The sequence below is a fragment of the Flavobacterium resistens genome, from assembly GCF_900182645.1.
Taxonomy (GTDB): domain Bacteria; phylum Bacteroidota; class Bacteroidia; order Flavobacteriales; family Flavobacteriaceae; genus Flavobacterium; species Flavobacterium resistens.
Genome location: NZ_FXTA01000002.1, coordinates 153203 through 166194, shown reverse-complemented (window position 1 = coordinate 166194; position 12992 = coordinate 153203). Strand labels below are relative to the sequence as shown.

The window sequence follows — 12992 nt, the reverse complement described above, 5'->3', positions numbered from 1 at the left end:
GTTTTTATTTTCCTTCTAAAACAACAACTGAGAAAGGAGGAATTGTGATTTCAAGTTTTCCTTTTTTGTTTTCGAAACCTTTAAAAACTGTTGGAACAATTTTATTTGGCGTATCGAATGAATTGTAATCTTGTAATTTTGCTGATGTTAAAACTGTTCCTGTAAAAGTTTTAACACCAAGTTCATTTACATCAATTTCTATTTTGTTTTTGTTTTTTGCATCCACATTTACTAAAGAAATATGAACTGCTCCATTTTTATCTTTTGATGCTGCTGCCGATACTGCAGGAAGTGTTTCTCCATTAAATGTATAATTTGGAGAAGTAAAACTTACCGGCAATAATTTTGCATCTTGATGTACGCTGTACATTTTCATTACATGATACGTTGGCGTAGTAATCATTTTTGCTTTATCAGTTAAGATTACTGCTTGCAAAACGTTTACGCATTGCGCTAAGTTTGCCATACGAACACGATCAGCGTGGTTGTTGAAAATATTCAGTGTCGCACCAGCTAAAACTGCATCACGCATTGTATTTTGCTGATATAAGAAACCTGGATTTGTTCCTTTTTCAACTTCGTACCAACCTCCCCATTCGTCTACAATCATGGCAACTTTTTTCTGTGGATCGTATTTATCCATGATAGCGGCATGTTTGGTAACCAATTCTTCCATTTTTAAAGCTGATTTCATTGTTTTGAAATAACCTTCTTCTGTAAAATCTCTATCATCACCTTTTTTAGCCCATTCGATTACAGCATAATGATGTACTCCAAGTCCGCCTAACATATTTGTTGGAATGTTTTTCATTAAAACTTCTGTCCAATTATAATCGGCACTGTTTGAACCTGATGCGATTCGCGTCAATCCTCCGGTGTTTTCCCAATCCGACATGAATGTTGCAAATTTTCTATATTCTCCAGCATAATATTCTGCTGTCATATTTCCTCCACATCCCCAAGCTTCATTTCCAATTCCCCAAAATTTAACTTTCCAAGGTTCTTTTCTTCCATTTTTTACACGTAAATCACTCATCGGACTTTTGCCTCCAAAATTGGTATACTGAACCCAATCCGCTAATTCTTGAACGGTTCCGCTTCCAACATTTCCTGACAAATAAGGTTCAGCTCCAAGAAGTTCGCACATATTCAGGAAATCGTGAGTTCCAAAACTGTTGTCTTCTGTTACACCGCCCCACCATTTGTTTACGATTGTTGGTCTTTGTTCTTGTGGGCCAATTCCGTCTTTCCAATGGTAAGTATCGGCAAAACATCCGCCGGGCCATCTTAAATTCGGAATTTTTAAATCTTTTAAAGCAGCGATAATGTCATTTCTAACTCCTTTTGTATTTGGTATTTTTGAAGTATCTCCAACAAAAAATCCGCCGTAAATACAGCGTCCTAAATGTTCGGCAAAATGTCCGTAAATGTTTTTGTTGATTACCGGAGCATCAGCATTATTTTTTATGGTTACAACTGTGGTTTGATTTTGGGCAAAACTAACCTGATTACAAAGGGTAATAAGAAATGTGATTAAAAGTGCTTTTTTCATAATGGTTTTATAAAGTTTATAAAGAGGAAAGCTTTTGAGACTTTCCTCTAAATATTAAAATTAATAAGAAAGTGTAGGCCATCCTGATGACCATGTAAAATATACAATTTCTAGTTTTGGATTTCCGCTGTCGGCTCCGTCATAATAATGAACAGCTCCTTTTTGGGTTCCGGTAATTCTTGATAAATGTCCAGGACCAATATAGTTTCCTTGCGTTGCTAAAACAGTTGTGCCTCCGCCATTTGTTAAAGCTACTCCGTTTTTATCCAGATAAGGTCCATATACATTTGTTGAGCGTCCAACTACAATGTAATAAGTACTATTAACACCGTTACAGCAAGTTCCTCTGTTTACAAACATATAATAGTAACTGCCTTCTTTAATCAAACAAGGAGCTTCCCAAGATGCGCTGTTTCCGCCAGCAACTATTGTTCTTGTTGCACTAGGTTTTCCTGTTGAAACGTTTATTGGAACAACTCCAATTCCGGCATGCCAAGAACCATAAGCCATGTAAACATTGCTTCCATCAACTAAAATTGAAGGGTCGATTGCATTTACATCTGAAGCTGTTGAAGAAGAAACTACCACGCCTCTGTCTGTCCAAGTTGTTCCTGCGCTTTGCGAAATTGCCGGAGTAGTCACTAATCCAATTGCAGAGGTAGCTGATCCAAAAGTGGAACAAGAGTAATACATGTTCCATCGATTGTTAAACCACGCTACATCTGGCGCCCAAAATGTTTTGGTAAAACCCGGTACATATCCTGCAATCCAACTTGGCGTTGACGAGAAGACTGATGTCCCCCAAGTCCAGCTTGTTAAGTTTGTTGAATATGTCATTGGAATATTATCTCCTGTTGTGAAAACATAATAATTCACACCGCTTTTTACTATTGTGCTTGGATCATGCGAAGGAACATTTCCGCTGACCGTTTTTGCTGTTAAATTTTTTACCTGAGAATTTTGAGTTTCTACCGTTGCAGACGCCTCATCATTCGAAGGGATTATAGTATCTTCATTTTGACAACTTCCTAATAATAATGCTAATAAAACCAAACTTGCAATTGTTTTCATTTGTTATAATTTTAGTAAATGTTAATAAATTAAACTCTCTATAATCTCATGCTCTTTTAAAGATAATATCACATGGCAAACTTTATAAATCTGCCATATGATATTAGGTATTCTAACTAATTCAAATAAATATTAATAACTATCATTTTGTTTTGTTCCTGGATTGTTATCCATTTCTAACTGCGGAATTGGGAAATATTCTCTTCCTGGCGCATATGAGTTAAACTCAACATCTCTTGTTTTTAACCAAGCTAGTTTTGTAGCATCCTGCAACCATCCCCAACGACGGATATCGTCAAAACGGTGTCCTTCAAGAGGGAATTCCAAGAATCTTTCGTGTCCAATTTGATCTCTCATTTGAGCCTGATTCATTCCTGGTTTTGCTGTTGCTAAATCTGGCAAGTTCACTCTGTTTCTTACCATTTGAATATAAGTGTAAGCTCCTGGAGTATCTCCCGTTTCGTTTAACGTTTCAGCATACATTAATAAGATATCTGCATATCTTAACAAACGTTCGTTAATTCCTGATCTCCAATCGTATTCATCAGCAAATTGACCGTCAGAGTTTTGGTATTTTCTGCAGAAAATATCATTTAAATCGGCTGGACTTGTTGCATAAAAAGTAGCAAAATCTTTTCCGTACAATTGCATTCCGCCTGGTTTATTATAAAATATTGTCGCGTCTAAACGAGGATCTACAGCATTTGTTTTTGTTTTTTCCTGCTGATATTCATTAAATAATGTCCATGAAGGCTGAACGTCTGTCCATCCAAAAGCTCTTGGTGCATATGTAATTGCACGAGCAGAAGTTTTTCCCCAACCTGAAGCAGGTGCACCGCCCCAGCCTAAATCAACTCCACCTGCATCTCTGCTGAATTGCACTTCAAAAAGAGATTCAGAATTGTTTTCATTTGTAGTAGTAAAGTTGTCTCTGTAGTTTGAAACTAATGAGTAAACTCCTAAATCAATTACTTGTTTGAAAGTTGTTTTTGCGTTTGCAAAATCTTTAGTAAACAAATATGCTTTTCCTAAATATCCTAGGGCAGCTCCTTTTGTTGCGCGTCCTTTTTGACCTTTATCTATTCCTGTAATGGCATCATAAGATGTTGGAAGCAATTCTGCAGCAGCCTTAAAATCGGCAATAACCTGAGCCCAACCTTCAGCTTCTGTTTTTTGTGGAGTGTAAAGTTTTATTTCTGTCGGCAACGGAACATTTTTAAACATGTTTACTGCATGGAAGAAATATAAACCTCTTAAAAAATAAGCTTGTCCTAAAATTCTGTTTTTAAGAGCTGCATCTTCAAATTGTATTTCCGGAACATTTGTCAAAACTTGATTGGCACGGTAAATTCCTTGATAATACGTTTCAAAAGCCCATCCATAAATTGCAGGATCTGTTGGGTTTGAGTTGAAACGACCTACATTGTACATCGCTCCCCAAGGGCTATTACTGCGCGTATCATCACCTTTTAAATCTAAAAGCAATGGCGTGCTTCTCATGTAAGTTCCATCTGTAAGCAAACTTCCGTAAGCGGCATTTACTCCTTCGATTGCATCTTGATCTGTTTTCCAAAATGAACCTGCAGTTTCAACGTTAGGATCCACTTGGTTCAAGTCTTCATTATCAACGCAGCTTGTGGTTACAAGTGCCAATGAAAAGAAAACTGTTATATAATTAAATACTTTATATTTCATTTTAATTCGTTTTTAATGGTTAGGATAGATTAAAAAGTTACTTCAACACCCAAAGAAATTGTTCTTGGATTTGGGAATGATCCAGCATCATATCCTCTAGAAAATAATCCGTCATTGTAATTAAAATCTGGATCGTAACCTTTGTATTTGCTAATGATCCATAAGTTTTGACCATTTACATATACTTTCGCTCTTTGAATAAACAAATCTTTTGGCATTGGAATTGAATATCCTATTTCCAATGTCTGCAATTTGATATAATCACCACTTTCAATAAATCTGTCAGAATCTCTTGCATTTCCGTTTGGATCTCCAATAATTGGACGAGGAACATTTGTATTTGTATTTGTTGGCGTCCAGTAGTTCAATGCATCCACACTATGATTTCCATATTGCTCTGTCATTAAATTACGATACAATCCGTTGAATACTTTGTTTCCTCCTGAACCTTGCCAGAACATAGAGAAATCCCAATTTTTATAATTTGCACCAAAATTGATTCCGTAGCTGTATTTCGGAATTGTAACTCCCATAAACTTTCTATCAGCATCTGTAATCTGGCCGTCACCATTTAAATCAGCGAATTTAAGATCTCCAACACCTGCATTAGTCTGAGTTGGTGAAGAAGCTAAGTCCGCAGCATTTTGGAAAATCCCAGCAACTTGATACGTATAAAGTTCTCCGATAGATCTTCCAACCTCTGTTTTTGAAGCTGCTCCATAAATTGGATTCCCATCAAGACCAATTTGTAAAACCTCATTTTTCAAGGTTCCTAAGTTTGCCGAAATATTGTATTTAAATTCGTGGTGATTGTTGTTATACGTTGCTGTAAACTCAAAACCACTATTCTTAACTGCTCCAGCATTTGTTGTAATACTTGCTGGAAATGCTCCAGTTGAATATGGTAACGGAACTCCAATCAATAAATCTGTTGATTTTTTCTGATAATATTCAGCTGTAATCTGTAAATCGTTATCTAAGAATCCAAGCTCAACAGCAACGTTTGAAGTAGCTGTTTTTTCCCAGTGAACATTTGGGTCAATAGCACTTACAACCGTAGTTCCAGGCGCTAAAGTATTATTGAAATCATATCCTGCGAAAGCATTGATTGTTGGCGAATACGCATAAACTCCAAGTGTATTGTTTCCTAATTCCCCGTAACCTCCTCTTAATTTGATTGTGTTAAACCAATCTGGCAAATGGATGAATTTTTCGTTGCTTAATTTCCACGCTCCTGAGAAAGAGTAGAAATTTGCTGTATTATTGTCTTCACTGAAAAGTGACGTTTTATCTTGTCTGAAGTTTCCTGTAATGAAATAACGATCATCATAAGAATAATTCAAACGGCTTAAGTAAGAGATGTTTGTAAGTGTGTTTTTGTATTCACCAGCACTTGTAGCATCAGCATATTGAATTTGACTGATTTCTCCTGGAGTATATCCAACACCTCTTGACCAGTGTCTGTAGTAATCATTTCTTTCTTGAATCCATCCGCCTAAAGCATCGATTTTATGTTTGTCTAAAGTAATTTCGTAAGTCAATAAGTTGTTTACGAAAGTTCTTTGTTGGTTTCCATTATCAACATCTAAAGAAGCTTCATCATTTGTTGTGATATAATACCATCCTAAATCACTTGGCGGAATGAATTTTCTATTTTGAAAATCCAATCTGTCATAACTTAAATCTAATTTATATTTTAAGCCTTTAATGATTTCCAATTCTCCCCAAATATCTCCAATAAAACGGCTTCTTTGCCCATTATTAGTAATCAGATTATTGTAGCCAATAACGTTCATAGAAATTGCTCTCTGCGTCAAGTTATCTGTTCCACCATAACCACCAAGTCTTTTTGAATCGTAAACTGGCATTGTTGGAACCGCTCCTAATAAATCAACAATTGCAGATTCTCCTCCATTATACTCATTAAAGTTTTCTTTACCGGATTTTGTATATCCAATTTTTGAACCGTATTTGAATTTTCCTTTTTTACCATATAAATTCAAATTCATAGAATATCTCTCGTAATCCTGAGGCGAATTCAAATAACTTGTGTTTTTGAAGTAATCTGTATTCAAATTGTAGCCTAACGTTTCAGCTCCTCCGCTAAAAGTAAGCGAGTGATTTTGAACAAGACCTGTCTTAAAAGCTTCTTTTTGCCAATTTGTATCTACATTTTTAATGTACGAAGGGCTGTTTGGATCATTTCCTGGTGCAATTCCTAATCCAGCATTTTGTTCAGCCGCCGAAGTAATTTTTTGATACCCTACACGATCCGTTACATCCCATGTTTTAGCTACATTCTGAAAACCTACAAGCGATTTGTATTTAATGTCCAGTTTGCCGCTTTTCCCTTTTTTAGTCGTAATAATTACAACCCCATTTGCTCCTTGAACACCATAAATAGCCGCCGCCGACGCATCTTTTAAAACCTGCATCGATTCAATATCTCCCGGCGCAAAGTCATTTGGGTTTGATACAATCATTCCGTCAATAACAAAAAGAGGATTGTTGTTTGTGAATGAATTAATACCTCTAATTTTAACATTCACAAATCCTCCAGGTTCTCCTGATGATTGTACTGTTACACCCGCAACCTGTCCCTGAAGCATTTTTGCAGGATCATACGTTACTGTTTTCTTAGCAGCTTCCATGTCAACTACACCAATTGAACCGGTAAGATCCGCTTTCTTCTGTGTACCGTAACCTACTACTACTACTTCGTTAAGTTTATTTGTATCTTCTCCTAATGCAAGATCAATTTTTGATTGATTTCCTACTGTGATTTCTTGGTTTTGAAATCCTATAAATGAAAAAACTAAAACATCACCTTGAGATGCTTTAATCGAATACTCTCCATCAAAACCTGTTGTTGTAACGGTTTTGGTTCCTTTTATCATAATATTCACACCCGGCAATGGTAATTTGTCCTGAGCCGAGGTAACAACTCCGCTAATCGCTTTGCCTTGAGCCGACATTTGATTAGCAGAGAATAATAGCATCATTAATGCTAAAAGCCATTCTTTTTTTGGCAACAAAAAGTTGCAATAAAAAAATAATCGTTGGTTTGTTATCATAAGGTTTAATTAAGTTGGTTAGTGTATAATTATAAGTGTTAATTTTACATTTGTAAATTTAACTAAAAAAAAACCTCATAAACAAATTAATATGGCAAAAAAAACGCTGAAAAAAAATACATATCATAAATTAAGTGTGAAATACACATTAATAAATTGATGTTTTTTTCAAAAAAAAGACCTTTTTTAGGAGTTATTTGTGTAAAATCTACACTTTTTATCAAAAAGCCACTTTTTAATCAAAAAAACGAGTTCTGAAAAAAAATTATAAATAGACTGTTTTAGAATAATTTGCGGTTTAAAAAATATTTTATTTGTAAAAAAAATCTTGTTTATGAAGTTTAATTTTCTGCACGAATTACTTCGAATATTAAAAAAACGGCTTATTTTTGTTCCGAAAACGTTTGAAAATGATAAAATAAGCTTCTATTTGCTGTTTTATTATGATTTGTTTTAACTTCTTTTTTTGATAATTTTTGGTTTTAAGTGTAAAATCTACATTAATAAATTATGAAACGTATTAGGAAGTTTATATATTTACCACAAAATATAGATTTATGCTAAACAGTTATAGCTCTGCTGATAAAGCGTTATTAGCGGTAGATTGTATCATTTTTGGTTTCGACAATCAGGGTTTAAAAATACTTTTGATCAAAAGAGACTTTGAGCCAGAAAAGGGCAAATGGTCTTTGATTGGGGGGTTTTTAAAGCGTGATGAAGTACTGGATAATGCCGCGACAAGAATTTTAAATACATACACAGGTTTAAACGATATTTATATGGAGCAGCTTTATGCCTACTCCGAAATTGATCGTGATCCTGTTGAAAGAACCATTTCGGTTTCGTATTATGCTTTGATTAATATCGAAAATCATAATGCTGAACTGATTAAAAATTATCACGCGCAATGGTTTAGTATTACCGATGCGCCAAATCTGATTTTTGACCATAACGAAATGGTGGAACATGCTATTAGAAGACTTCGATACAGAACTTCAATAAAACCAATCGGATTCGAATTGCTTCCTGAAAAATTCACAATGCGTCAGTTATTAGAATTGTATGAAGCTATTTTGAGCAAAGAATTAGACAAACGAAACTTTATTAGCAAAATCAATTCTTTAGAAATCCTGAATAAACTGGATGAAAAAGATATGGGATCTTCACGTAAAGGTTCTTATCTCTATACTTTCAATAAAGAAAAATATGAAGAAAAATTACTCAACGACTTTGTTCTGAATTTATAATTTTTTCAATCTGATAAAAAAACAAAACCCTGAGAGCCACAAACTTTCAGGGTTTTTACTTCAATAAAACTACTATTAAAAAACTAAACAAATTTTCTTTTTGAAAAATAATCTCTCGCAGATCTTGGAGATTTAGGGGATTTTTTTAACCTTGGAATCAGCTAAATCTGCTAGAAAAAAAACTTTTAACTATTCCCTTTTTGGTAATCTGCTAAAAATTGTGCTAAACCAATATCTGTCAACGGATGTTTCAACAGGCCTTCAATTGCACTTAATGGTCCGGTAATAACATCAGATCCGATTTTTGCACAATTGATAATGTGCATTACGTTACGAACTGAAGCCGCAAGAATTTGAGTTTCATATCCAAAATTGTCATAAATCAGTCTGATTTCTTCAATTAAATTCATTCCGTCAGTCGAAACATCATCCAAACGACCGATAAACGGAGAAACATAAGTTGCTCCCGCTTTGGCCGCTAATAAAGCTTGACCAGATGAAAATACCAAAGTACAATTGGTTCTGATTCCTTTATTCGAAAAATATTTGATAGCTTTTACGCCATCTTTTATCATCGGAATTTTTACGACAATCTGCGGATGCAAAGCCGCTAATTTTTCGCCTTCGGCAATCATTCCTTCAAAATCAGTCGAAATTACTTCGGCACTTACATCGCCTTCTACCAATTCGCAAATTTTTATATAATGATCTAAAATATTCTGCGCTCCTGTAATTCCTTCTTTTGCCATTAATGACGGATTTGTGGTTACACCATCTAAAACCCCTAAATCATTGGCTTCTTTAATATCTTTTAAATTTGCTGTATCTATAAAAAATTTCATTTGTCTTTTTTTTGATTGGTTATCACTGTTTTTCAGACAGTTATTTTTACTAGAAAATCCGGAATTTCAAATAAAAAAATTGCCTTAAAATGTTCCTTGTTTATAAAATTTCGAAAGAAAATCATTCTGTCGAAATGAAACAAATAATAAGTGTAAAATTTACATTTACAAATGTATGCAAAATAATTCCACAAAAACAAAAAAATTGTTTCCTTATTTTTTTAATTAAAAAAATGCTGATTTTTCAAACAAAAAGAGATTTGTATGAGATATAATTCACAAGAAGAAGAAAATAATATTTTAAAAATATTACAGCGAATTACGCATAATCAAAGACGATTTGTTCTCGATTTGTTCTTTTTTTCCTTTCAAAACCATTTCTGCCAAAATTTTTCCCATCGTTTCAAAATGAGTCGAAATTGTCGTGATTCCGTTTGCCACGATTTTTTTTAATCGTGTTTCGTTATAAGAAATTATTCCGAAATCAATTCCTAGTTTCAAATTCTGATTTCTTGCATTCTCAATTACATGAACCAATTCACGATCAGTTGGAATAATATAAACATCGCCAATATTGATTTTTCGATCTGTAAATTCGTTTATAATTTCATATTCAAAATTGTATTCGGAACAAAAAGCCTCAAAACCCAATTTCATACCAAGTGGCTCTCTAAATCCGGGGAAAATTAAAATAAGTTTTTTGTAGTTTTTCAATCTTCCTTTTGCGTTATACAAACCTTCAAAAATATCTTTTTCGTGATTTTGATAAATGGCTGGATACACTTTCAAATCGGGATTGGTCTGATCCAGTATAATAACATCACCTACTGGTAGGGTTTTTATTGAAGCCGTCGTATCAAGCAAATTTGTTGGCATAATAATATATTTTGTGTAATTGCCATTGCTGTCGTTAATGAGCTTTTGAAAAACCTGAATATTGAAATGATGGAAGAAAATATCGACCTGAACATTTTTTCCGATACTTTTTAAAAACGAATTATAAATGTCCTCCTTGAAAATATTCAATTCATCAAAAAGCAAAAAAACCTTCTGTTTTATAGTGGTTTCAACGCTTTTAACATAATAACCTTTGCCCGGAATTGCATAAATAATTCCTCTTTTTTTTAAGTCATCATAAGCCAATAAAACCGTATCACGTGACAATGAAAAAGCCAAGCAAACTTTATTGACCGATGGAAGACGATCGCCTTTCACCAATTTTTCTTCGTCAATAGCCTTTTCAATTGAAAGAATTATCTGCTTATATTTTGGCAAGCCAATGTTATTCTGGATAGAAATAATATTCATGGAAATTGAAATTTTGGCGCAATATACGAAAAACTGGTAGGTACTGGTATGCAAAAGTAGAAAATGTTTCTAATTTTGAATTTCACTTTTGTTAAAAATACCATGGAAATAAAACATATATCGCATTTTCAAGATTCATCTGCTTTCAAATCGTTTGGTTTAACCCTTGATAACGAAGAAATTCTCTCTTTTGAATTATCAAATAAAAACGGAATGAAAGTACAGTTGATCAATTATGGAGCGACTGTTACTTCTCTACAAATTCCTGTTGAAGGAAAACTGGTTGATGTGGTTTTGGGTTTTGATACATTAGAATCTTATATCGCTTCATACAATTTGCCGAGCGCGCCTTATTTCGGAACGACTGTGGGGCGTTATGCAGGAAGAATCAATAAAGGTGTTTTTTCTTTAAATGGAAAAACATTTCAATTGGCAGGAAATAATAACGGAAATGCTTTGCATGGCGGAAATGTTGGTTTTGGAAAAAAAGCATGGAACGTAACTGATATAACTTCTGGTGAAAATCCGTCGATTACTTTTAGTCTTTTAAGTGAAAATTTGGACCAAAATTATCCGGGCGCTTTACACGTTGCTTTAAAATATACTTTGACAGAAGCAAACGAATTGCAACTAGAATATAAAGCGACAACAACTGAAGACACAATTATTAATTTGACCCATCACAGTTATTTTAATTTGAATGGTCACAATTCGACTGTTTTGGATCAGGAAATGACAATTGTTTCAGAGAAATTTTTAGAAACAGATTCAGAGAATATTCCAACCGGAAAATTCACAGCCGTTTCTGGTCATGATTTCGATTTTAGAACAGCAAAAAACTGTCCGGCATCAATTGATAATTCATTTGTAATTGAACCTTCAAATGAGGTTGTAGCAACATTATACAGTCCGAAAACGAAATTGAAAATGAGTGTTTACACCGATCAGCCAAGCGTACATATATATGTAGGTGGAAATTGTTTTGACACTTTGAAAGGAAAAGAAAATGCAAATTATCATCCGTCAAGCGGAATTTGTTTTGAAACACAAAATTTTCCCGATGCACCAAATCAAGAACATTTTCCAAATTCAGTTTTGAAAAAAGGAGAAGAATATCATCAAAAAACAATTTACAAATTTGAACATGTAATTTAAGATTTATGAAGAAGATCAAATTATTATTAAGCCTTTTTGCTGTTGCTGTTTTCGCTTCATGCACGACAACAAAAGACAGTAAAGAAGTAAAGACTGAAGATAAAAGTTTTGCAAAAGGAGCCGATGTTGGCTGGTTGCCTCAAATGGAAGCCACAGGTTATAAATTTTATGATATAGACGGAAAAGAAAAAGACTGTCTGCAATTATTAAAAGACAGAGGAATCAACACGATCCGTTTGCGTGTTTGGGTAAATCCGAATAACGACAAAGCAAGCGGACACTGCAGTCCGGAAGAAACGGTTGTGATGGCAGTTCGTGCCCAAAAAATGGGAATGCGCATTATGATCGATTTTCATTACAGCGATTCGTGGGCAGATCCTGGCAAACAAAATAAACCTGCCGCTTGGGCAAAACATTCATTTGCTGAACTTTTGAATGATGTTTACAATCATACATTCGATGTTTTGACTTTGTTGAAAAAAGCCGGCGTAACTCCGGAATGGGTTCAGGTTGGAAATGAAATTCCGGGTGGAATGCTTTGGCCGGAAGGAAGTTCAGACAATTTTGCTCAATTGGCACAATTACTTAATAAAGGATACGATGCGACAAAAGCAATCGATTCAAAAATAAAAGTAGTCGTGCATCTAGACGAAGGAAATAAAAGCGAAAAATTCAGATGGTTTTTTGACAAAGCAACTGCAAACAATGTAAAATACGATGTAATTGGAATGTCCTATTATCCATACTGGATTAAAACCGATTACAAAAGCACCATTTTAGATTTGGAAAATAATTTAAAAGACATGGCTTCAAGATACAATAAAGAAGTTATGGTGGTTGAAGTTGGCGGTGATTATACCGAGGTGCAAAACACAAAAGAAATGCTTGAGGCCACTATAAAAGCAGTAAAAAGTGTTCCAAACAATAAAGGCTTAGGCGTGATTTATTGGGAACCGGAAGGTGAAAAAAGTTGGAGCGGTTATCAATTAAGTGCTTGGCTTTCTGACGGAAAACCTTCGCCCGCTTTAGATGCTTTTAAAAATTAAAT

The 12992-nt window shown here is 34.3% G+C and carries 9 protein-coding genes; 3 read left to right on the top strand and 6 right to left on the bottom strand.

Annotation, left to right across the window (positions count from 1 at the left end):
• Window positions 1–4: 4 nt before the first annotated feature.
• The 4 genes from FN795_RS06835 to FN795_RS06820 form a co-directional block, all read right to left on the bottom strand.
• On the bottom strand, window positions 5–1552 hold the full coding sequence (locus FN795_RS06835) for an alpha-N-arabinofuranosidase (protein ID WP_142449958.1): 1548 nt from the start codon (window positions 1550–1552) through the stop codon (window positions 5–7).
• A 60-nt stretch (window positions 1553–1612) separates the two neighbouring features.
• A complete protein-coding gene (locus tag FN795_RS06830; RefSeq protein WP_142449957.1) occupies window positions 1613–2623 on the bottom strand; it encodes an arabinan endo-1,5-alpha-L-arabinosidase in 1011 nt (336 codons plus the stop codon).
• A gap of 132 nt (window positions 2624–2755) precedes the next feature.
• The gene (locus FN795_RS06825; protein WP_142449956.1) at window positions 2756–4318 is read right to left on the bottom strand and encodes a RagB/SusD family nutrient uptake outer membrane protein; all 1563 of its coding nucleotides are present in this window, start codon (window positions 4316–4318) and stop codon (window positions 2756–2758) included.
• A gap of 29 nt (window positions 4319–4347) precedes the next feature.
• Window positions 4348–7392, bottom strand: coding sequence for a SusC/RagA family TonB-linked outer membrane protein (locus FN795_RS06820; RefSeq protein ID WP_142449955.1), 3045 nt, complete (start codon window positions 7390–7392; stop codon window positions 4348–4350).
• Between the two features lie 557 nt (window positions 7393–7949).
• Here FN795_RS06820 and FN795_RS06815 point away from each other — a divergent pair.
• Window positions 7950–8639, top strand: a complete 690-nt coding sequence (locus tag FN795_RS06815) for an NUDIX hydrolase (RefSeq protein ID WP_035646480.1) — start codon at window positions 7950–7952, stop codon at window positions 8637–8639.
• 185 nt (window positions 8640–8824) lie between these two features.
• Here FN795_RS06815 and fsa read toward each other — a convergent pair whose 3' ends face one another.
• Entirely contained in the window at window positions 8825–9481 is a 657-nt protein-coding gene (fsa, locus tag FN795_RS06810) for a fructose-6-phosphate aldolase (RefSeq protein WP_142449954.1), read from the bottom strand.
• 309 nt (window positions 9482–9790) lie between these two features.
• Window positions 9791–10789 (bottom strand): GntR family transcriptional regulator, encoded by a 999-nt coding sequence (locus FN795_RS06805; protein ID WP_142449953.1) that lies wholly within the window; start codon window positions 10787–10789, stop codon window positions 9791–9793.
• 102 nt (window positions 10790–10891) lie between these two features.
• Between FN795_RS06805 and FN795_RS06800 the strand changes: the two genes are divergently transcribed.
• Together FN795_RS06800 and FN795_RS06795 are read left to right on the top strand one after the other, a co-directional pair.
• Window positions 10892–11944: an aldose epimerase family protein gene (locus FN795_RS06800; RefSeq protein ID WP_142449952.1), complete on the top strand. Its 1053-nt coding sequence runs from the start codon at window positions 10892–10894 to the stop codon at window positions 11942–11944.
• 5 nt (window positions 11945–11949) lie between these two features.
• Window positions 11950–12990 (top strand): glycoside hydrolase family 53 protein, encoded by a 1041-nt coding sequence (locus FN795_RS06795; protein WP_142449951.1) that lies wholly within the window; start codon window positions 11950–11952, stop codon window positions 12988–12990.
• Window positions 12991–12992: the final 2 nt, after the last annotated feature.

What these genes read in the sequence shown, in the direction of transcription:
- FN795_RS06835 (WP_142449958.1), bottom strand. Translation starts at nt 1,552, where the DNA reads ATGAAAAAAGCACTTTTAATCACATTTCTTATTACCCTTTGTAATCAG.
- FN795_RS06800 (WP_142449952.1), top strand. Translation starts at nt 10,892, where the DNA reads ATGGAAATAAAACATATATCGCATTTTCAAGATTCATCTGCTTTCAAA.
- FN795_RS06795 (WP_142449951.1), top strand. Translation starts at nt 11,950, where the DNA reads ATGAAGAAGATCAAATTATTATTAAGCCTTTTTGCTGTTGCTGTTTTC.
- FN795_RS06825 (WP_142449956.1), bottom strand. Translation starts at nt 4,318, where the DNA reads ATGAAATATAAAGTATTTAATTATATAACAGTTTTCTTTTCATTGGCA.
- FN795_RS06815 (WP_035646480.1), top strand. Translation starts at nt 7,950, where the DNA reads ATGCTAAACAGTTATAGCTCTGCTGATAAAGCGTTATTAGCGGTAGAT.
- FN795_RS06805 (WP_142449953.1), bottom strand. Translation starts at nt 10,789, where the DNA reads ATGAATATTATTTCTATCCAGAATAACATTGGCTTGCCAAAATATAAG.
- FN795_RS06820 (WP_142449955.1), bottom strand. Translation starts at nt 7,392, where the DNA reads ATGATAACAAACCAACGATTATTTTTTTATTGCAACTTTTTGTTGCCA.
- FN795_RS06830 (WP_142449957.1), bottom strand. Translation starts at nt 2,623, where the DNA reads ATGAAAACAATTGCAAGTTTGGTTTTATTAGCATTATTATTAGGAAGT.
- fsa (WP_142449954.1), bottom strand. Translation starts at nt 9,481, where the DNA reads ATGAAATTTTTTATAGATACAGCAAATTTAAAAGATATTAAAGAAGCC.